Raw genomic sequence first — 19,847 nt, 5'->3', positions numbered from 1 at the left:
GCCCGGTTATACACGGTCCACCCGAAGACCTATTTTTTGCCCAGCTGTGCCACCAGCGCCTTCAGTGCGCTCTGGGTGCCGGGTTCGAGCCACGCATCGACGAAGCGCTCCAGATCCACGTGCTCGGGCTGCAGGGCTTCGACCACCTCGGCGCGGGCAATATCACGGGTGTGGCGCATGGCGTCGTGCGGCAGGGCCAACAGCGCTTGCAGCCACTCATGCGCGCGCCCGACGAGGCCGCTGGTGTCGTGCTCCGGGCCCATGTCGACCAGTTCATCGACCAGCCCGATCCGCAGCGCAGTGGCCGCATCGACCATCTCTCCGGACACCAGCAAGCGCTCGGCGCGATGCGGCCCGACCACACGGCGCATCAGGCGCTGGATGCCCTCGGGGGCGATCAGGCCCACCCGGGTCTCATTCAGCCCGATGCGGAAATCTCCGGCAGCCATGATCCGGTAATCGCAGCACAGCGCGTACACGCAACCGCCGGCAGGGGCGTGGCCGGTGAGCGCGGCGACCACCGGGATCGGACTTGCCGCGAGCGCGCGTGCCGCGCCAAAAAACGCCTGCCAGGCTTCGGTGATGGCCTTGCGGTCATTACCCAGTGACAGCAGGTGGGGAACGTCCAGGCCGGCGGAAAAGATCCGCGGCGAGCCGGTCAGCACAATGCCGCGCGCGCCCTCGCCGATCGCCGAAGCCACCGCGTGGTGCAACTCCCGGCACAGGGCCGGGTCCAGCGCGTTGACCGGCGCACGTGCCAGTTGCAACTCGACCACGTCGCCATGGATCGTGGCCTTGACCTGGCTCACGGCTTGTCGCCCTCGGTCCAGCGATAGCGGACGGTGTAGGTCAGCACGGTCTCGCCCTTGGCAGGTACCGGGACGTCGAACTCCACCTGGTTCGCACCCTTCTTGGTTGCCGGAACGCTTGAGGCGATGATTTCCCAGTCGCTCCAGCGCGGCAGGTTTTCCAGTACCTGGATGGTTGCGTCCTTGTCCTTTGCGTTGCCCAGGGTGATCGCGAATGACTCGGTGATCGTGCGGCCCGCCCGGTCCAGGCGGAAGTCGGTGGCTTCGCGCTCGGCGCGCAGGTCGAACGGCTGGCCCACTTGCAGGGTGATGTCCGCGCCCTCGGCGGTATGCGCCAGCATCGATTCGCCCAGGAAGTCGCTGCCGTCGAACACGCGCACACGGCCGGCCGGCAGTGGCTGGCCCAGTCCCGCCTCTTTGGCGTTGCGTACCGATACGGTGGCCGTGACGGGCAGTTTGCCGGTCTGGCCGCGCTGGACCGGTTCGATCAGCGGCCGCGGCGGGATCCAGGTGTCGCCGCTCTGGCCGACCGTGTATGCGCGCTCGCAGGCGACCTCGGGCAACTGGGCAAACAGCGGAACCCGCTCCACCACGCCGTTGGCGACGGTGATGCTGTTGGGCAGTTCGTAGGCGTGGTACTCGCCCGACTGACGCACCGACGGCATGTCCATCATCTTGGGCGCCGCAGCGGAAACAGCGTCATAGCTGCCGCGCATGGCCATCTCCGGACGGCCGCTGGCCCGCGCGGGCTCGCCGGCGACGAGCGTGATCCGGGCATTGCCGAAGCCGACGCCCGAGCGGTTGACCAGCAGCGCAGCGCCGTCCAACGCCAGCTTGCATTCCTTGGCTTCGGCGTCCGCATTGGCCAGCGTGGCGCGGTACTCGGCGCGCCACGCCATGCCACCCATCGGGTAACTGAGCAGGAAGTTGGCGTCGCCGGCGTTGTCGGCCTGCACGGTCCAGCGCAGCTCTGCCTGCTGCGGCACCAGCTTGCTGCCTTCGACCACGCTGAAGTTGTCGTAGTCGCGGATGACCTTGATGCGGCCATCGCCCAGCGCCAAGGTCAGTCCGTCATTGGCGGCCAGCAACACGCCGTTGTCGCTCTGTTTGGCGGTGCCGGCGGTGTGCTCGACCACGATCCGCTGGCCGATCACCTGCGCGATGACCTCATCGGTGCCCGACAGGGGCGCGACGAAACGCTGAGACAGCAGGGTGATGCCGTCCGAGCGCGGTTGCAGCTGGGCGGCCTCGACGTCCATCGAGCGCGGCATGCCATTGGCCGACACGGCGTTGATGCCGGACTTGAGGCTGTAATGCAGCGGGCGTTCGACCAGGGCGAACCCCGGCATGCCGGCGCGGGCGAGGGTGTCATTCGACAAGGACTCGTAATCGCCGCTGTAGATGGTGAGGCGGGTGGTGCCACTTTCCGGATTGGCCGCCGTGCTCGCCGGCGGCGGAGTGGGTTTAGCGGCTGGAGGCGGGGCCTCGGGGTCGGATTCAGGCTTGCCCGAACACGCGGCTAGCACTATAGCGACGGCAAGGAAGGGCAGCGTTCGGCGCATCTCGGACTCCAGTCTCGACCTGTCGGTATCATAAGGGCATGAACACCCTCCGCGTTTCCCTGCTGGGTTCCCTCGTCGCTGTCGCATTCAGTCTGGTCTCGCCAGTGGCCGCCGCGGCCGATGCCGAATGCCTGCTGAAAATCAACGATGGCTGGATCCGCGTGCCACCCGCCGCCATCCCGGTCCTGGCGGGCTTCGGTGCCATCGCCAACCCCTGCGACACTGGGGTGACCGTGGTGTCGGGCAGCAGTCCGGGCTTTGATGAGGTGTCCATCCACGAGACCCGCTTCGAGGATGGCATGGCGAAGATGCGCGCGATTCCCAAGCTCACGGTGCCGGCCGGCGAGAGCGTCACGCTCAAACCCGGTGGCCTGCATATGATGCTGATGAAGCCCAAACGCACGCCCGTGGCCGGCGATGTGATCCGGATCGATTTCAAACTTGACGATGGCAGGACTGTTTCCGGCGATTTTGAGATCCGCAAGTAGTTCACCCATCGCTGTCGCGGGCGGCTGTTTGATGCGGGTTTCATCCAGGCATCGTGGTTTGATCAGGCGGTTTCGCGATGAGGTCGGGGAATGATTGGAATGCCGGGAAATCGCCATCCACGCAAATCTTCCGGCGCACTGTTCTGCCTTCTCGGTATATCGCTGTTCGGCGCCGCGTGGTCGCAGGAGCCGGCCGCGCAGGCCCTGAGCTTCGAAGAAGCCCGATGGACGCTGGAGCAGTCATCCGACGCACTGGCCGCTGCTGACGCGAGCGTGCGGGGCAAGCTCGACCTGGCCCAGGCCACCCGCTCGCTCCGGGTTCCCGAGGTGTCGATCGACGTGCGGGAGATGCAGTTCCAGAAAACACTGTCCCTGCCGCTGGGCTCATTGGCGCCGGTCGCCGGGGCGTTCGGTATTCCCAGCCCGCTGCAATTCCGCGAACGCGACTGGCGGTTGCGCCCGGTGTTGAGCACCGTGGTGCCGATCTACAGCGGCGGGCAGATTCCGGCGGCGCAGGCGGCCGCTGCTGCCGCGGTGCGCCAGGCAACGGCGGAGCGGGACCTTGAGTCGCAATCGCAGGTGCTGCAACTGGTGCAGCGGTATTTCGGTCAGCAACTGGCGCGACAGGCGCTGGAGGTTCGCCGCGATGTGCGCGACGGCTTGCAGCGCCATGTGGAGAATGCCGAAAAGCTCGAACGCGAAGGCTTTGCGACCCGGGCGCAACGACTGCAGGCGACCGTGGCGCGCGATCAGGCCGAGCGCGACTACCAGCGCGCGATCAACGATCTGGACACCATCAGTGAGTCGCTGGCCAACCTGTTGCGCAGCGAGCGACCCATCGCCACCACGACCCCGTTGTTCGTGATCAGCAGCGCGACGGAGCCGATGCAGATGTACCGCGATCAGGCGCTTTCCCAGCACCCGCAGATCCGGCGCCTGCAGGCGCTCGGTGAGCAGGCGAGCGAGGGCGTGAAGGTGCAGCAGGCCAAGTTGAAGCCGCAGGTGTATGCCTTCGGCCAGTACGACCTGCATCGCGAGGATGCGCTTATCACGGATCCCGACTGGGCATTCGGCATCGGCGTGAAATACACGTTCCTGTCGGGCAGCAACCGGCCCGCCCAGATTGCTGCCGCCCGCGAGCAGGAGTTCGCGGCCGAGGCCGGGCTGCGGGAGGCGCGTAACCAGATCACTTCGGGCGTAAGCAAGGCCTACAACGAGCTGGAATCGGCACGCCAGCAGTACCTGTTGCTGGACAGCTCGATCGAATTGTCCCGGGAGAACCTGCGCTTGCAGGAGCTGTCGTTTCGCGAAGGCCAGGTGACCTCGCTCGACGTCATCGATGCCCGCCTGCAGCTGGGTGGCGCGATGGTCGAGCGCGCGCAGGCGGCCTACGACTACGACGTGGCGCTGGCGCGCCTGCTGGAAATCAGCGGCCGGCTCGACGAGTACCACGACTATTTCCGCAAGGCCGACAAGGTGCTGGAGCAATGAGCGAGAACGAGAGCGCCGGTAACGCAGCGCAGCCGGCCCACCCGCGCCGGTGGCTGGGGGTTGGCGCAATCGTGGTCGTGGTGGCGTTCGTCGTGGCCGGTCTGTGGCTGGCGTTCCGCGCCCCCGCGGATGTCGTGCAGGGCATGGCAGACGCGGACAGCATCAACGTATCACCAAAAATCAGTGCGCGCGTCTCGAAACTGCTCGTGCACGAGGGTGACCGGGTCGAGGCCGGTCAGGTGTTGTTCGAGCTCGACAGTCCCGAGGTCGCCGCCAAGCAGGAGCAGGCGGACGCGGTGCTGGACGCGGCGCGCGCGCAGGCAAGCAAGGCCGAGGAGGGCGCACGCTCGGAGGACATCCGCGCTGCTGAAGCCAACTGGCGCCGCGCGCGAGCCGGTGCCGAGCTCGCCCGCGCCACCTACCAGCGGGTGGAGAATCTCTACCGCGAAGGCGTGATGACCCGGCAGAAGCGCGACGAGGCCCTGGCCCAGCAGCGCAGTTCCAATGAGCTGGAGGCCGCCGCGCGCGCGCAGTACGACATGGCCCTGGCCGGTGCGCGCGGCGAGGACAAGGCCGCCGCGCAGGCCCAGGTGCGACAGGCCGAAGGCGCGGTGGCCGAGGTGAGCGCCGCAAAGGCGGAAATCGAGGGACGCGCGCCGATCACGGGCGAGGTCGGCAAGCGTCTGGTGGACGTCGGCGAACTGGTGCCCGCCGGATACCCGGTGTTCGCCCTGGTCGATATCGATCGCATGTGGGTCTCGTTGAACCTGAGAGAGGACCAGTTCGGCGGCATCCGGGTGGGAACCCGGTTGCGTGGTGACATTCCTGCTCTGGAGATCGAGGACGTAGCGTTCGAGGTGTATTTCATCAGTCCCGCTGGCGATTTCGCGACCTGGCGCTCGACCCGCCAGTCCAGCGGTTACGACGTGAAGAGTTTCGAGGTTCGGGTACGTCCGGTGCAGAAGGTGGACGGCTTCCGGCCGGGCATGAGCGTTCTGTTTGCATGGCCGCCGGCGGACTAGCCGAGGCAGCGGACAGGACAACGCCGATGCAGGCGCTGTTGGCGTCGGCACGTCGCGAGTGCCGGTTCTTGCGTGCAAGTCCTTGGGATCTGGCGCTGGCCACGTGGATCCCTTGCCTGATTTTGCTGATCGTGGCCTGGATGTTCAGCAGCGGGGTGCCGCGCGAGTTGCCGGTCGCCGTGGTCGATCTGGACCGCAGCACGACCAGCCGTGAGCTGATTCGCCACCTGCAGGCATCGCCGGGGCTGACCGTGTCCGAGCAGCCCGCAACGCTGGAGCAGGCGTTTTCCCTGGCCCGTGCGTTGAAGGTGTATGCCGTTGTGCACATCCCGGCCGGTACCGGTCGCGACATCCAGCGCGACGGCAGCGCGACGGTTCTGAGCTATTTCAACGCCAGCTATCAGGTGGCCGGGCAAGCGGCGGCGCGCGACATCGACAGCGCCGTGCAGGCGGTGTCCGCGCAGTTGGCAGTGACGGAGATTGCCCTGACCCGCGGGCCGGCGAGCGTGCGCGCCGCGCCTATCGCGGTGCAGACGGGTGTGCTGTTCAATTCGGCGCGAAGTTATGAGCAGTTCCTGCTCGGCCTGCTGTTTCCGGCCATCCTCCATCTGGCGATGTGCGTGGCCGTGGTCGGTGCCTTCGGCCGTGAGCTGCGCGACGCAACCATCCAGACCTGGCTACGCGAAAGCCATGACCGTCTGGTGCCCGCGGTGCTGGGCAAGATCGCCCCTTACTTCGTGTTGTTCACCGTGTACGGCGCCGTCAGCCTGTTGTGGCTGGGCGCCATCCGTGGCGGCGGGCTCGCGGGCGGTTTTGCCTGGTTGATGCTGGCGCAGGCGTTGATGTACCTGGCCTATGCCGTTATCGCGCTGCTGTTCGTGGCCGTCAGTCGCAACATGGCCTCGGCGCTGTCGGCGGCCGGCTTGTATGCGGGTACTTCGCTGGCGTTCTCGGCGGCGACCTTCCCGTTGCAGGGGGCGTCCTGGTTTACCCGCCTGTGGAGCGCTCTGCTGCCGTTCACCGCCTACCTCAAGGTGCAGGCGCAGCAACTGGACATGGGCTCGTCCCTGGCGGTTTCGGCGTGGCCACTGACTGCTTTGCTGCTGTTCGTGCTGGTTCCCGGCATCATCGGCATCCCGCTGCTGGGCCGGGCCTCGCGCGACCCCGCGGCATGGGGCCGGCGATGAACCGGTTTGCGTTCGCCTTTGGCGAGACGCTGCGAGCGATTGCCGCTGATCGGGTGGCGATGCTGATCCTGGTCGGTGCGGTGCTGCTGTACTCATTCTTCTACCCCACCGCGTATCGCCACCAGGTCGCGGTGCACCTGCCGATGGTGGTGGTCGATCAGGATCACAGTCCGATGAGCCGCGACCTGCTGCGCAAGCTCGATGCGGTGCGTGCGCTGCACGTCGTCGGCGTGCTGGGATCGATGGACGACGCGCGCGCCGTGGTGGAGCGCGGCGACGCCGAAGCGATACTGCTGGTGCCGGCGGATTTCGAGCGCGACATCCTGCGCGGCGGCCAGGGCCGCTTGGCGTTGTTCGGCAATGGCACGTTGCTGGGTCGGGCGAGCGTGGTGCTGCAGGGAGCGGCGACGGCAATCACGGCTTTCGGCCAGCAGGTGGCGGTCAGCCAGGCGCAGTTTGCCGGGGTTCCGGCAGGTCCGTCGCTGCAGCTGATCGAGCGTCCGCTGTTCAATACCGCCGAAGGCTATGGCAGCAGCATTGTTCCCGGCGTTGCCGCCCTGATTGTTCAGCAGACCCTGCTGATCGGGGTGGCGGTCATGGCCGCTACCCGGCGTGAGCGGCACGGAAAGCTGCGGCTGTCGCGGCCGGCCCTCGGTGGCATTGCGGCGGCCTTCGCGATGATGGGGATGCTCAGCCTGCTGTATTTCAGCGGCTTCGTGTACTGGTTCCAGGACTATCCGCGCGCCGGCAACCTGCCCGGTCTGCTGGTGGCCGGAGCGATGTTCATCGCGGCGGTAGTCGGGTTTGCGCTGTTTTTCGGCAGTTTTTTCCAGACCCGCGAGCGCGCCTTCCAGCTGATCACGGTCACATCGCTGCCGCTGTTCTTCCTGTCCAACCTGTCGTGGCCGGCGGAGGCCACGCCAGCATTGCTGGTGCGGCTGGCCCAGTTGCTGCCGAGCACGCCGGGGATCAACGCGTTGGTCAAGGTCAACCAGATGGGAGCGAGCGTGGCCGAGGTCTCGGGTGAACTCGTTAATCTGGCCCTGCTGGCGCTGGTTTACGGCGCGCTGGCGATGTGGCGCTATCGGCCAGGCTGATCAGCGCGAGCAGGCTTCGCGCACGTTTTTCGGCAGCTCGGCCGCGCGCCCGCTGTCGCGGTCGATCCACACCATGACCACGTTGCCATCGCAATAGACGATCGAGCGGTCCTCGTCATCCACGATGCGGTGGCCGATGCTCAGGCTGGTATTGCCCAGCCGCTCCACGAACAACTCGACCACGACCTCGGCCGGCCAGGTGATCGGCCGGCGGTAATTGAGCTGCGCCGCGGCCACCACCGGCGCCACGTGATCGTCCAAGCCCTGGCCTGGCACGCCCATCATCCAGTGCAGTCGCGCCTCTTCCAGATAGCTCAGGTACTTGGAGTTGTTGACGTGGTTGAACGCGTCCAGATCACGCCAGCGAACCGCCATCGGCACCCGGATCAGGTCCGCGCTGGGCGCGGCAACGGCATCCTTCTGCGATGGCGATGGCGATGGCGATGGCGATGGCGTCGGTGCGGCATCGGCGGACTTCTGCGAGCCCGGTGCACGCTCCCGCACTTCCGCTGCTGGCTTGGCCACTGCCGGTGGCTGCGCCTGCTTCCCCTTGTTGTGACTGCCAGCGTCCGCGTGGGTCGCATCCGGCTGCTTGGCAGGGCGTTGTCCTGCCGCGGCCTTCTTCGCGGTGGACTTGCGCGCGGCTGGCTTTCTCACCGCGGGCTTTTCCGCCGCCGCCTTGGTGGCCGCAGCCTTTTTGGCTGACGTCTTCTTCGCCGTTGCTGCGGGCGGTGTGGCGCCGGGGTTGCCCGGATCAGCGGGTGAGGGCTTGTCGCTCATGCTTTGGTCGTCTTCCTGGCAGTCTTGCGCGGCGTCTTGCTCGCGCGGGGCGTGGCGTCGTGGGGCGTGGCTTGCCGCGCTTCATCACCGGCAGCCGCGCGGGCCAGCACCGGGGCGAGGAAATGCCCGGTGTGCGAGTGCTTCAGCCCGGCGATGTGTTCCGGCGTTCCACTGGCAAGGATGTTACCCCCGCGGTGCCCGCCTTCGGGGCCCAGATCGACGATCCAGTCGGCGGTCTTGATCACGTCCAGGTTGTGCTCGATCACCACCACCGTATTGCCGTCGTCGCGCAGGCGGTGCAGGACCGCCAGCAGCGCCTCGATATCGTGGAAGTGCAGGCCGGTGGTTGGCTCGTCCAGGATGTACAGCGTGCGCCCGGTGTCGCGGCGTGAGAGTTCCTTGGACAGCTTGACCCGCTGCGCTTCGCCGCCCGACAGCGTGGTCGCCGATTGGCCGAGCTTGACGTAGCTGAGGCCAACGTCGACCAGCGTTTCCAGCTTGCGCGAGATGGACGGAATCGCATCGAACAGTTTGAGCGCGTCCTCCACAGTCATGTCCAGCACGTCGCTGATGCTGTAGCCCTTGTAGAGGATCTGCAGGGTCTCGCGGTTGTAGCGCTTGCCGCCGCAGACATCGCACGGCACGTACACGTCCGGCAGGAAGTGCATCTCGACCTTGATCAGGCCGTCGCCCTGGCATGCTTCGCAACGGCCGCCGCGCACGTTGAAGCTGAAGCGTCCCGGCGCATAGCCGCGCGCGCGCGATTCGGGCACCTGCGCAAACAGCTCGCGCAACGGAGTGAACAGGCCGGTGTAGGTGGCCGGGTTGCTGCGCGGAGTGCGTCCGATCGGCGACTGGTTGATGTCGACGACCTTGTCGAACAGGTCCATCCCCTCGACCGAGCGATACGGCGCAACCGCGCGCGCCGCACCGTTGAGCTCGTTCGCCGCCAGCTCGTACAGCGTCGCGTTGATCAGGGTCGACTTGCCCGAACCTGACACGCCGGTGATGCAGGTCAGCAGGCCGGCCGGGATCGCCAGGTCGACGTCCTTGAGGTTGTTGCCGGTCGCCCCGCGCAGATGCAGGATCTGGTCGGGATTGGGCTTGTGCCGCTTGCCCGGCACCTCGATGCGCTTGCGGCCACTGAGGTAATCGCCGGTCAGCGACCGCGGCGCCGCCAGGATGTCCTCGAACGATCCCTGGGCCACGACCTCGCCGCCGTGCACGCCCGCGCGCGGACCAATGTCGATGATGTGGTCGGCCAGGCGGATCGCGTCCTCGTCATGCTCGACCACGATCACCGTGTTGCCCAGGTCGCGCAGGCGGGTGAGGGTGCCCAGCAGGCGCTCGTTGTCGCGCTGGTGCAGGCCGATGGAGGGCTCATCGAGCACGTACATCACGCCCACCAGCCCGGCGCCGATCTGCGAGGCCAGTCGGATGCGCTGCGCCTCACCGCCGGACAGCGAGTCGGCCTTGCGCTCCAGGGTCAGGTAATCCAGGCCGACGTCCACCAGGAAGCGCAGGCGGTCACTGATCTCCTTGACGATGCGCTCGGCGATCTCGCCGCGCCAGCCGGCCAGATGCAGTTGCTTGAAGAAGGTCAGTGCCTCGTCAATCGGCAGCACGACGATGTCCGGCAGCGGATGGTCGCCGACGAATACGTTGCGCGCGGCGCGGTTCAGCCGCTGGCCGCCGCAATCGATGCAGGACCGCTCGCTGATGTACTTGGTCAGCTCGTCGCGCACCGCGGCCGACTCGGTCTCCTTGTAGCGCCGTTCCAGGTTCGGCACGATGCCTTCGAAGCGGTGCTTGCGCTGGTGTCGCGTGCCGCCCTCGGTGAGGTAGGTGAAGGAAATCTGGTCGGTGCCGCTGCCAAACAGCACCGCCTGGCGGACGTCCTCGGGCAACTGGTTCCACGGCGTGTTGACGTCGAAGCCGTAGTGCTTGGACAGCGACTGGATCAACTGGAAGTAGTAAGCGTTGCGCCGGTCCCAGCCCCGCACCGCGCCGGCTGCCAGCCCCAGCTCGGGATGCACGACCACGCGCGCGGGATCGAAGTACTCGGCCATGCCCAGGCCATCGCAGGTCGGGCAGGCGCCCACCGGCGAGTTGAACGAAAACAGACGCGGCTCCAGTTCCTGCAACGAGTAGTCGCAGACCGGGCAGCTGTATTTGGACGAGAACAGCATCGGCGCGGCGGCCGGGTCGTCCAGCGACAGTACCTGGGCCATGCCGTCGCCGAGCTTGAGCGCGGTCTCGAAGGATTCGGCCAGGCGTTGCTTGAGATCCTCACGCGGACGGAAGCGGTCGATCACCGCCTCGATGGTGTGCTTGGAGCGCAGCGCCAGCGGCGGCACGGCGTCGATCTCGTGCAGTTCGCCATCGACGCGCACGCGCACGTAACCCTGCGCGCGCAACTGGTCGAACACCTGCGCATGCTCGCCCTTGCGTTCGCGGATCACCGGCGCCAGCAGCATGTAGCGGTGCTCGGCGGTCGCCGGGTTGTCGGCCAGCGCGATGACGTGGTCGACCATCTGGCTGACCGTCTGCGCCTCCAACGGGTAGCCGTGGTCGGGGCAGCGCGGTGTGCCCACGCGGGCATACAGCAGTCGCAGGTAGTCGTAGATCTCGGTGATCGTGCCCACGGTGGAGCGGGGGTTGTGCGAGGTGGATTTCTGCTCGATCGAGATCGCCGGGCTCAGGCCTTCGATATGATCCAGGTCGGGTTTTTCCATCACCGACAGGAACTGCCGCGCGTACGCCGACAGCGACTCCACATAGCGGCGCTGGCCCTCGGCGTAGATCGTGTCGAACGCCAGCGACGACTTGCCCGAGCCCGACAGGCCGGTGATCACGATCAGCTTGTCGCGCGGGATGTCGAGATCGATGTTCTTGAGGTTGTGCGTCCGCGCACCGCGGATGCTGATGAATTCCATCGCCATCGAGGAAGCCTTATCCGTATCAACTGCAATAAATGGGGGCAATCCGCGCAAATGGAAGGATTGCGAGGCCCTTGCGCCTCGAACGGCCTGCATGGTTGTCGCAAGCCCATGAACCCATTACAATTCCGCTTCTGTCCGCCCTCGACGGCGCGGCAGCGACCAAAAATAACTACAGAGGAATATGGTCATGTACGCAGTTGTAGTCACCGGCGGTAAGCAATACCGCGTCATGCAGGGCGAGACCCTGCGCGTTGAGCTGCTCGAAGCCGAAGCCGGCAGCGAGATCAAGTTCGACAACATCCTGATGCTGGGCGACGGCGAGGGCGTGAAGCTCGGCGACGAACTCAAGGGTGCCACGGTCAGTGCGAAGGTGGTCGGTCACGGACGTGCGGACAAGATCCGCATCATCAAGTTCCGTCGCCGCAAGCACCACCGCAAGCAGATGGGTCACCGTCAGCACTACACCGAAATCGAGATCACCGGCATTGCCGGTGGCGACAAGAAGTAAGGAGCAGCAGCCATGGCACATAAAAAGTCCGGAGGCTCGACCCGCAACGGTCGCGACTCCAACCCGAAATACCTGGGCGTGAAGATCTACGGTGGCCAGGCGATCGACGCCGGCAACATCATCGTGCGCCAGCGCGGTACCCAGTTCCATCCGGGTCCGGGCGTGGGTCTGGGTCGTGACCACACGCTGTTCGCGCTGGTTGATGGCAAGGTCGAGTTCTCGACCAAGGGCCTGAAGAAGCGCCGCACCGTCAGCGTCGTCAGCGAGTAACCGCTGCGGACCGGGCTTCGGCCTGGTCCGGTACGCGTGCTGCGAAGGCCCCGCTACGGCGGGGCTTTTCGTTTCCCGGGCACACTACGCCCGGGCAGCACATGCATCCATTTATCGAGGTTTTCCATGAAGCTGGTCGACGAAGCCGAAATCCAGGTCTCAGCAGGCAACGGCGGCAACGGCTGCGTCGGGTTCCGCCGTGAGAAGTACATCCCGCTGGGCGGGCCGGACGGCGGTGACGGCGGCGCGGGCGGCAGCGTCTGGCTGGAGGCCGACGAGAACCTCAACACCCTGGTGGACTTCCGCCACCAGCGCCGCTTTCGCGCCCAGCGCGGTGAAGACGGCCGGGGCCGGCAGATGTACGGCAAGGGCGGCGAGGACACCGTCATTACCGTGCCGGTCGGCACCGTGGTGGTGAACGTCGAAACCGACGAGGTGATCGGCGACATGATCACCCATGGCGAGCGCCTGCTGGTCGCCCAGGGCGGCAAGGGCGGCCTGGGCAACATGCACTTCAAGACCTCGGTCAACCGTGCCCCGCGCAAGGCACTTCCCGGCCTGCCCGGCGAGGAGCGCGTGCTGAAGCTGGAGCTCAAGCTGCTGGCCGATGTCGGCCTGCTGGGTTTCCCCAACGCCGGCAAGAGCACCCTGATCCGCGCCGTCTCGGCCGCCACGCCCAAGGTCGCCGATTACCCGTTCACCACCCTCTACCCGAACCTGGGCGTGGTCAGTGTCGAGAAGTACCGCAGCTTCGTGATCGCCGACATTCCCGGCCTGATCGAGGGTGCCGCCGATGGTGCGGGCCTGGGCGCGCAGTTCCTGCGCCACCTGCAGCGCACGCGCCTGCTGCTGCACTTGGTCGATGTGGCGCCGATGGAGGGTGGGGTGGAAATGAGCCCGGCCGACCAGGTGCGTGCGATCGAGCGTGAGCTGGAGAAACACGACCCCGAGCTGCTGGCCAAGCCGCGCTGGCTGGTGTTCAACAAGTCCGACCTGTTGCCCGACGACGAGCGCGAGCAGATCGTGCAGGACATCGTCGACGAGCTGGGCTGGAAGGACCGCTGGTTCCTCGCCTCGGCGATCGGCCGCGACGGCACCTGGCCGATCATGCTGGAGATCATGGCGTTCTTTGATCGCCAGAAGGCCGACGAGCAGGAAGCCGCAACCGAGGCCGCCGCCCAGGCCAGGGCAGACGCCGACGCGGCGCGGCGCGATGCCGAAGGCTGAGACCCGCCCGATGGCGGAGCGGGAGCTTGGCTCGACGCGGCTGCAGAGTTTCCTCCGCAGTTCCGCACCCACGAAAAAACCCGGCCTGAGCCGGGTTTTTCCTGTCGCCGTGATTGCTGCCGCAGCGGCCGGTGTGAACCGGCGCGCGACAAACGGATCAGGCGGCCTTCAGCGCCTTGATGCGGGCGTTCAGGCGGGCCTTGTGACGGGCTGCCTTGTTCTTGTGGATCAGGCCGCGCGAGCTGAAGCGGTCGAGGAGTGGCTGGGCAACCTTGAAGGCGGCCTCGGCGCTCTCGGCGTCGTTTTCGCCAAGGGCCTTGAGCACCTTCTTGACGGAGGTGCGCAGCATCGAGCGCTGGCTCGCGTTGCGGGCATTGCGCACGACGGTCTGCTTGGCGCGCTTCTTGGCGGACTTGATGTTTGCCACGGCGTATTCCTGAAAATTGTTGGTGCTGGAAGAAGAGAATATGGTACGGCGTAAAATCAGACCGGAAAGTATGGCGGGGTCGGCGGGTTTGGTCAAGCAAGGCGGGATGTTGCGTTCCACGGCGGTGTTCAGCGTGATGACCTTCATCTCGCGCATCGCCGGCTACCTGCGTGACTGGCTGCAGGCCAGCCTGTTTGGCGCCGGTCCGGCCGTCAGCGCCTTCGTCGTCGCGTACCGCATTCCCAACTACCTGCGCCGGATCTTCGCGGAAGGCTCGTTCTCCTCGGCGTTCGTGCCGTTGCTGTCGGAACTCAAGCAAAAAGGGGACGACGAGGCGTTGCAGGATTTCCTCGACCACGTCGCCGGCGCGCTGCTGGCGGTGGTGGTCGTGGTCAGTGGGCTGGGCATCCTGGCCGCGCCGTGGGTCGCGCGGCTGTTCCTGGCCTTCGCCGACCAGTCCGAGTCCGACCTCGTACCGCTGACCGCGCAGATGCTGCGGATCACGTTCCCGTACCTGGTATTCATCTCGATGACCGCGCTGGCCGGCTCGGTGCTGAACAGTTTCAAGCAGTTCGGCCTGCCGGCGCTGACGCCGGTGCTGCACAACCTGGCGATGATCGGCGCGATGCTGTTCCTGGCCGGCTACCTGGAGGTGCCCGAGAAGGCGCTGGCGTGGGGCGTGCTGCTGGCCGGCATCCTGCAGCTGCTGGTGCTGTGGCCGGCGATGTCGCGGCTGGGCCTGCGCACGCGGTTCAAGTTCAACCTCCGCCACAAGGGCGTGCGCCGGGTGATGACCCTGATGCTGCCGACCATCTTCTCGTCCTCGGTATCGCAGGTGAACCTGCTGGTGGGCACGGTGTTCGCGTCCCTGCTGGTGCCGGCCGCGCAGTCGTGGCTGTACTACTCCGACCGCCTCACCGAGCTGCCGCTGGGTTTGTTCGGCGTGGCCATCGGGACGGTGATCCTGCCCCAGCTGTCGCGCATGCACGCCGACCGCGATGGCCATGGCTACTCGCGCTCGCTGGACTGGGGCCTGCGCATGGTCCTGCTGGTTGGCCTGCCGGCCGCCTTGGGGCTCGCGCTGCTGGCCGAGCCGCTGACCGCCTCGCTGTTCCGCTACGGCAAATTCACCCCCGACGACACCAGGATGGTCGGCTACGCGCTGACCGCGATGAGCGTCGGCATCCCGGCCTTCATGCTGAGCAAGGTGCTGCTGCCGGCGTTCTATTCGCGCCAGGACACCAAGACCCCGATGCGCGCGGCGATCATCACCGTGGTCGCCAACGTGCTGCTGACGGTGCTGATCGTTACCCCGCTGTGGTGGCTGGAGGTGCCGTATGCCCATGCGGGGATTGCCGGGGCGACGGCCATCGCCGGCATCATCAATGCGGCGCTGCTGTGGCGGTTCCTCAAACGCGACGGGATCTACCAGGTCCAGCCCGGCTGGGCCGGCTGGCTGACCCGCATCGGCCTGGGGCTGGTGGCGATGGCGGTGACGGTGGTGTTGCTGCGGGAGTGGGTCGGCGACTGGTCGGTGATGGCAGGCTGGATGCGTTGGGCGTGGCTGCTGGGCGTGATCGGCGCGGGCGCTGCCGCTTACGGCGCGGTACTGCTGATCGCCGGCGTGCGACTCAGGCACCTGCGCCAGTGACGGGTCGGGGCCTGCGGCGCCGACGCCCGCTGCGCGGCGGCTATACTCCGCGACGATGAGCAAGCTGTTCAGGGATATCGAAGGCGGGACCCGGTGCCCACGCGGGAGCGTGGTCTGCATCGGCGCGTTTGATGGTCTACACCGCGGCCATCGGGCACTCGTAGGCCATGCGGTGGAGCGTGCGCAGGCCTTGCAGGTGCCGGCCGTCGCGCTGAGTTTCGAGCCGCTGCCGCGCGAGCTGTTCGCCCGTGGCGCGCCACCGCCGCGACTGCTCTCGCCGCGGGCCAAGGCCGAAGGGCTGTGCGATCTGGGCATCGACCAGGTCGGGCTGCTCCGCTTCCGCAAGCGCATGGCCTCGATGAGCGCGGAGGATTTCGTCAGCGAGGTGCTGGTGCGCCTGTTGCAGGCGCGTGAGGTGTGGGTCGGGCCGGGCTTCCAGTTCGGCAAGAACCGCGGCGGCAACCTGGAGCTATTGCAGCAAATGGGCAAACAGGCCGGTTCCGGCTTCACCGCGGGCGCTATCGCGCCGGTGACGCTGGACGGCGAGCGTGTGTCCAGTACCCGCATCCGCGAGGCGCTGCAGGCCGGCGACTTTGCCACCGCCACCCGCCTGCTGGGTCGTCCGTACGCGATCAGCGGCCGTGTCGTGCGCGGCGCGCAACTTGGCCGCACGCTCGGCTATCCCACAGCCAACATCCGCTTTGGCGGCAAGACCCCGGCGCTGTCGGGGATCTACGCCACCTGGGTGCATGGGGTGGGGGAGGAGCCCATCGCCTCGGTGTCCAGCCTCGGCACCCGCCCCACGGTGAACGGCACCGAGCCGCTGCTGGAAGCCCATCTTTTCGACTTCCGCGGTGACCTGTACGGTCGCCGGATCAAGGTGGAGTTCGTCGCGAAGCTGCGCGATGAGGAAACCTTCGACGATCTGCCGGCGCTGACCGCGCAGATGCACCGCGACGCCGAACAGGCGCGCGCCATCCTGACCCCAACACCGCGAGCCACTGCGTGAGCGATAAAAACGCCAACCCCTACAAGTCCACCCTGAACCTGCCATCGACGGATTTCCCGATGCGCGGTGACCTGCCCAAGCGCGAGCCGCTGACGCTGGCCCGCTGGGAGGAAGAAGGCCTGTACGACCGCATCCGCGAGCACACCGCGTCGCGCGAGACCTTCGTCCTGCACGACGGTCCTCCGTATGCGAACGGCGTGATCCACATCGGCCACGCGGTCAACAAGGTGCTCAAGGACCTGGTGGTCAAGTCCAAGCTGCTGTCGGGCTTCGACGCGCCATACGTGCCGGGTTGGGATTGCCACGGCCTGCCGATCGAGATCGCGGTGGAGAAGAAGTACGGCAAGGTTGGCACCAAGCTGGACGCGGTCGAATTCCGCCAGAAGTGCCGCGAATACGCCGCCGAGCAGATCGAACTGCAGCGCGCGGACTTCAAGCGCCTGGGCGTGATCGGCGACTGGGACAACCCCTACCGCTCGATGGATTTCAGCTACGAGGCAGGCATGCTGCGCTCGCTGGCGAAGATCATCGAGCGCGGCCACCTGGTGCGCGGTTCCAAGCCGGTGCACTGGTGCTTTGACTGCGGCTCGGCGCTGGCCGAGGCGGAGATCGAATACGCCGACAAGGTCTCCCCGGCGGTGGATGTGGCCTACACGGCGCTGTCGGCGGAGAAGTTCGCCACCCGCTTCGGCGCCGTCGCCGATGACGACGTGCACGTCGCGGTGCCGATCTGGACCACCACGCCGTGGACGCTGCCGGCCAGCCTGGCAATCAGCGTCGGTCCGGCGATCGACTACGTGCTGGTCGAAGGCCCGGCACGTGCCGATGGCGGTCGTCGCTGGCTGGTTCTGGCCGAGGCGCTGGCGTCGGATGCACTCGCCCGCTACGGCGTGGATGAGCTCGTCGTGCACGGCCACGCCAAGGGCGAGGATCTGGAGTCTCTCGTCGTCCAGCACCCGTTCTATGCCGATCGCGAGATCCCGCTTCTGCTGGGTGACCACGTCTCCGACGAGGACGGTACCGGCAACGTGCACACCGCGCCCGGTCACGGCCAGGAAGATTTCGCGGTCGCCCAGCACTACGGCCTGGTCCAGCAGTACACCGCGGCGCAGATCAACCCGGTGGACGCCCGCGGCGTCTACCTGCCCGGCACGCCGCCAATCGGCGACACCGCGCTGGAGGGCAACCACATCTGGAAGGCCAACGACATCATCGTCGATGCCCTGCGCGGTACCGACGCGCTGCTGGCCGCCACCCGCACCGAGCACAGCTACCCGCACTGCTGGCGGCACAAGACACCGGTCGCGTTCCGGGCCACGCCGCAGTGGTTCATCTCGATGGACAAGGCCAACCTGCGCACCGACGCGCTGCAGGCGATCAAGGACGTTGCCTGGACCCCGGAGTGGGGCCAGGCGCGCATCGCCGGGATGGTCGAGGGCCGCCCGGACTGGTGCATCAGCCGCCAGCGCACCTGGGGCGTGCCGATCGCCTTGTTCATCCACCGGATCACCGGCGAGCCGCACCCGCGCTCGGTCGAGTTGATGCACCAGGTCGCCGAGCTGGTGGAGGCCGAGGGCATTGATGTCTGGTACTCGCTGGACCCGGCCAGCCTGCTGGGCGATGAGGCGGGCGACTACGACAAGGTCACCGACATCCTCGATGTCTGGTTCGATTCGGGCGTCACCCACGAGTGCGTGCTGGCGCAGCGGCCCGAAGACGGGCTGCGCAAGCCGGCCGAACTGTACCTGGAAGGTTCCGACCAGCACCGCGGCTGGTTCCAGTCCTCGCTGCTGACCGGTGTCGCGATGGATGGCGCCGCGCCCTTCCGGCAGGTGCTGACGCACGGCTTCGCGGTGGATGCCGACGGTCGCAAGATGTCCAAGTCGCTGGGCAACGTGGTCGCGCCGCAGAAGGTCATCGACGCGATGGGCGCCGACGTGCTGCGGCTGTGGATCGCCTCGGCCGACTACCGCAACGAGATGTCGGTCTCCGACGAGATCCTCAAGCGCAGCGGCGATGGCTACCGCCGCATCCGTAACACCGCGCGCTTCCTGCTGGGCAACCTGCACGGCTTCGATCCGGCCACGCACCTGATGCCGGTCGACGAGATGGTCGAGCTGGACCGCTGGATCGTGCACCGCGCCCATGGCCTGCAGCAGCGGATCGTGGACGCCTACGCGGCCTACGACTTCCCCGAGATCGTGCAGATCCTCGCCAACTTCTGCAGCGTCGACCTGGGCTCGCTGTATCTGGATGTCACCAAGGATCGCCTGTACACGATGCAGGAGAACTCGCCGGGCCGGCGTTCGGCGCAGGCGGCGATGTACCGCATCGCCGAGGCATTCGTGCGCTGGATCGCGCCGATCCTCAGCTTCACCGCCGAGGAGATGTGGAACCACCTGCCGGCCGTGACCGCAGACGGCCCGCGCGAGGCCAACGTGCTTTTCGCCACCTGGTACGACGGTCTGGCCCCGTTGCCGGACGACGCGCCGCTGTCGGCGGACGATTTCAAGCGCCTGCTGGCCCTGCGCGAGCAGATGAGCAAGGTGCTGGAGCCGATGCGCGCGCAGGGCAAGATCGGCGCCGCGCTGGATGCCGAGATCGCCCTGCGCTGCGGCGTCGCCGACCAGAACTGGTTGTCGCCGTTCGTGGACGAGTTGCGCTTCCTGTTCATCAGCGGCGACGTGTACATGTCCTCCAACGACGCGGCGTCGGAGATCGAGGTGATCGCCATTCCCAGCATCAAGCCCAAGTGCGGCCGCTGCTGGCATCACCGCGAGGACGTCGGTACCCACGCGGCGCATCCGACCCTGTGCGGACGCTGCGTCGAAAACGTTGACGGCAACGGCGAACACCGGAAGTGGTTCTGATGACTGCAGCCACACGCACCGGTCCGCAACCCAATGCGCTGGTCTGGCTTGCGCTCTCGGTCGTGGTGATCGTGCTCGACCAGCTCAGCAAGGCCTGGGTGCTGTCATCGCTGCCCGAATACACCGCCGTGCCGGTGATTGAGGGGGTCTGGAACTGGTTCCGCACCTACAACACCGGCGCGGCGTTCAGCTTCCTCAGCGACGCGGGAGGGTGGCAGAAGTACTTCTTCGTGGTCCTTGCCGCCGCCATCAGCGGGCTGCTCGGCTACTGGCTGTGGCGCACCCCGCGCAGCGATTGGAAGACCGCGCTGCCGTACGCGCTGGTGATCGGCGGAGCCATCGGCAACGTGGTTGATCGCCTGATCCACGGCCACGTGGTGGATTTCATCCAGTGGCATTGGCAGGACTGGTACTGGCCGGCGTTCAACATCGCGGACGCCGCAATCGTCGGCGGCGCCATCGGTATCGCGCTGTTTGGCCTGCTGTCCGGACGAAAGGCGTAAAATC

Annotated in this window: 17 protein-coding genes; 12 read left to right on the top strand and 5 right to left on the bottom strand. The window is 66.9% G+C overall.

Features of this window, described 5'->3' with window-relative positions:
* Positions 1-29 precede the first annotated feature (29 nt).
* Together KZ491_RS05570 and KZ491_RS05565 are read right to left on the bottom strand one after the other, a co-directional pair.
* Positions 30-809 carry an enoyl-CoA hydratase/isomerase family protein gene (locus KZ491_RS05570; RefSeq protein WP_222564898.1) on the bottom strand — a complete coding sequence of 260 codons (780 nt, stop codon included), beginning with the start codon at positions 807-809 and terminating at the stop codon, positions 30-32.
* Entirely contained in the window at positions 806-2,371 is a 1,566-nt protein-coding gene (locus tag KZ491_RS05565; RefSeq protein WP_222564897.1) for a DUF4139 domain-containing protein, read from the bottom strand. Before KZ491_RS05565 ends, KZ491_RS05570 begins: the two co-directional genes overlap by 4 nt.
* A gap of 38 nt (positions 2,372-2,409) precedes the next feature.
* Here KZ491_RS05565 and KZ491_RS05560 point away from each other — a divergent pair, with 38 nt between their 5' ends.
* The 5 genes from KZ491_RS05560 (at position 2,410) to KZ491_RS05540 (ending at position 7,656) form a co-directional block, all read left to right on the top strand.
* A complete protein-coding gene (locus KZ491_RS05560; protein WP_222564896.1) occupies positions 2,410-2,859 on the top strand; it encodes a copper chaperone PCu(A)C in 450 nt (149 codons plus the stop codon).
* A 99-nt stretch (positions 2,860-2,958) separates the two neighbouring features.
* Positions 2,959-4,350, top strand: coding sequence for a TolC family protein (locus KZ491_RS05555; RefSeq protein WP_222564895.1), 1,392 nt, complete (start codon positions 2,959-2,961; stop codon positions 4,348-4,350).
* Complete coding sequence (locus KZ491_RS05550; RefSeq protein WP_222564894.1) at positions 4,347-5,372, top strand: HlyD family secretion protein; 1,026 nt, start codon at positions 4,347-4,349, stop codon at positions 5,370-5,372. The genes KZ491_RS05555 and KZ491_RS05550 overlap by 4 nt, the downstream gene beginning before the upstream one ends.
* A 26-nt stretch (positions 5,373-5,398) precedes the next feature.
* On the top strand, positions 5,399-6,559 hold the full coding sequence (locus tag KZ491_RS05545) for an ABC transporter permease (protein ID WP_222564893.1): 1,161 nt from the start codon (positions 5,399-5,401) through the stop codon (positions 6,557-6,559).
* Positions 6,556-7,656, top strand: coding sequence for an ABC transporter permease (locus KZ491_RS05540; RefSeq protein ID WP_222564892.1), 1,101 nt, complete (start codon positions 6,556-6,558; stop codon positions 7,654-7,656). Before KZ491_RS05545 ends, KZ491_RS05540 begins: the two co-directional genes overlap by 4 nt.
* Here the strand turns inward: KZ491_RS05540 and KZ491_RS05535 are convergent, their stop codons facing one another.
* Positions 7,657-8,031, bottom strand: a complete 375-nt coding sequence (locus KZ491_RS05535; protein ID WP_043957505.1) for an acyl-CoA thioesterase — start codon at positions 8,029-8,031, stop codon at positions 7,657-7,659.
* Between the two features lie 401 nt (positions 8,032-8,432).
* Positions 8,433-11,378 (bottom strand): excinuclease ABC subunit UvrA, encoded by a 2,946-nt coding sequence (gene uvrA, locus KZ491_RS05530; RefSeq protein WP_222564891.1) that lies wholly within the window; start codon positions 11,376-11,378, stop codon positions 8,433-8,435.
* Between the two features lie 187 nt (positions 11,379-11,565).
* Between uvrA and rplU the strand changes: the two genes are divergently transcribed.
* The 3 genes from rplU (at position 11,566) to cgtA (ending at position 13,383) form a co-directional block, all read left to right on the top strand.
* Entirely contained in the window at positions 11,566-11,886 is a 321-nt protein-coding gene (rplU, locus tag KZ491_RS05525) for a 50S ribosomal protein L21 (protein WP_043957504.1), read from the top strand.
* Positions 11,887-11,898: 12 nt separating this feature from the next.
* Positions 11,899-12,156 carry a 50S ribosomal protein L27 gene (gene rpmA, locus KZ491_RS05520; protein ID WP_222564890.1) on the top strand — a complete coding sequence of 86 codons (258 nt, stop codon included), beginning with the start codon at positions 11,899-11,901 and terminating at the stop codon, positions 12,154-12,156.
* Between the two features lie 126 nt (positions 12,157-12,282).
* Positions 12,283-13,383 carry an Obg family GTPase CgtA gene (cgtA, locus tag KZ491_RS05515; protein WP_222564889.1) on the top strand — a complete coding sequence of 367 codons (1,101 nt, stop codon included), beginning with the start codon at positions 12,283-12,285 and terminating at the stop codon, positions 13,381-13,383.
* Positions 13,384-13,540: 157 nt separating this feature from the next.
* Here cgtA and rpsT read toward each other — a convergent pair whose 3' ends face one another.
* A complete protein-coding gene (rpsT, locus tag KZ491_RS05510) occupies positions 13,541-13,810 on the bottom strand; it encodes a 30S ribosomal protein S20 (protein ID WP_222565484.1) in 270 nt (89 codons plus the stop codon).
* A gap of 136 nt (positions 13,811-13,946) precedes the next feature.
* Here rpsT and murJ point away from each other — a divergent pair, with 136 nt between their 5' ends.
* The 4 genes from murJ to lspA are packed head-to-tail and all read left to right on the top strand — an operon-like array spanning position 13,947 to position 19,843.
* Positions 13,947-15,461, top strand: coding sequence for a murein biosynthesis integral membrane protein MurJ (murJ, locus tag KZ491_RS05505; RefSeq protein WP_246606584.1), 1,515 nt, complete (start codon positions 13,947-13,949; stop codon positions 15,459-15,461).
* 55 nt (positions 15,462-15,516) lie between these two features.
* Complete coding sequence (locus KZ491_RS05500; RefSeq protein ID WP_222564887.1) at positions 15,517-16,470, top strand: bifunctional riboflavin kinase/FAD synthetase; 954 nt, start codon at positions 15,517-15,519, stop codon at positions 16,468-16,470.
* Positions 16,471-16,529: 59 nt separating this feature from the next.
* Positions 16,530-19,340: an isoleucine--tRNA ligase gene (ileS, locus tag KZ491_RS05495; RefSeq protein WP_222565483.1), complete on the top strand. Its 2,811-nt coding sequence runs from the start codon at positions 16,530-16,532 to the stop codon at positions 19,338-19,340.
* Entirely contained in the window at positions 19,340-19,843 is a 504-nt protein-coding gene (gene lspA / locus KZ491_RS05490) for a signal peptidase II (RefSeq protein WP_222564886.1), read from the top strand. The genes ileS and lspA overlap by 1 nt, the downstream gene beginning before the upstream one ends.
* Positions 19,844-19,847 lie beyond the last annotated feature (4 nt).

This window comes from Novilysobacter antarcticus (genome assembly GCF_019802285.1).
GTDB lineage: Bacteria > Pseudomonadota > Gammaproteobacteria > Xanthomonadales > Xanthomonadaceae > Novilysobacter > Novilysobacter antarcticus.
Note: the sequence above shows the minus strand (reverse complement) of the source record. Positions and strands in the feature narration are given on the sequence as shown.

Excerpts from the sequence above, each read along its gene's own strand:
- KZ491_RS05565 (WP_222564897.1), bottom strand. The coding sequence starts at position 2,371 with ATGCGCCGAACGCTGCCCTTCCTTGCCGTCGCTATAGTGCTAGCCGCG.
- KZ491_RS05560 (WP_222564896.1), top strand. The coding sequence starts at position 2,410 with ATGAACACCCTCCGCGTTTCCCTGCTGGGTTCCCTCGTCGCTGTCGCA.
- KZ491_RS05555 (WP_222564895.1), top strand. The coding sequence starts at position 2,959 with ATGCCGGGAAATCGCCATCCACGCAAATCTTCCGGCGCACTGTTCTGC.
- KZ491_RS05550 (WP_222564894.1), top strand. The coding sequence starts at position 4,347 with ATGAGCGAGAACGAGAGCGCCGGTAACGCAGCGCAGCCGGCCCACCCG.
- KZ491_RS05545 (WP_222564893.1), top strand. The coding sequence starts at position 5,399 with ATGCAGGCGCTGTTGGCGTCGGCACGTCGCGAGTGCCGGTTCTTGCGT.
- KZ491_RS05540 (WP_222564892.1), top strand. The coding sequence starts at position 6,556 with ATGAACCGGTTTGCGTTCGCCTTTGGCGAGACGCTGCGAGCGATTGCC.
- KZ491_RS05535 (WP_043957505.1), bottom strand. The coding sequence starts at position 8,031 with ATGGCGGTTCGCTGGCGTGATCTGGACGCGTTCAACCACGTCAACAAC.
- uvrA (WP_222564891.1), bottom strand. The coding sequence starts at position 11,378 with ATGGCGATGGAATTCATCAGCATCCGCGGTGCGCGGACGCACAACCTC.
- rplU (WP_043957504.1), top strand. The coding sequence starts at position 11,566 with ATGTACGCAGTTGTAGTCACCGGCGGTAAGCAATACCGCGTCATGCAG.
- rpmA (WP_222564890.1), top strand. The coding sequence starts at position 11,899 with ATGGCACATAAAAAGTCCGGAGGCTCGACCCGCAACGGTCGCGACTCC.
- cgtA (WP_222564889.1), top strand. The coding sequence starts at position 12,283 with ATGAAGCTGGTCGACGAAGCCGAAATCCAGGTCTCAGCAGGCAACGGC.
- murJ (WP_246606584.1), top strand. The coding sequence starts at position 13,947 with ATGACCTTCATCTCGCGCATCGCCGGCTACCTGCGTGACTGGCTGCAG.
- KZ491_RS05500 (WP_222564887.1), top strand. The coding sequence starts at position 15,517 with ATGAGCAAGCTGTTCAGGGATATCGAAGGCGGGACCCGGTGCCCACGC.
- ileS (WP_222565483.1), top strand. The coding sequence starts at position 16,530 with ATGCGCGGTGACCTGCCCAAGCGCGAGCCGCTGACGCTGGCCCGCTGG.
- lspA (WP_222564886.1), top strand. The coding sequence starts at position 19,340 with ATGACTGCAGCCACACGCACCGGTCCGCAACCCAATGCGCTGGTCTGG.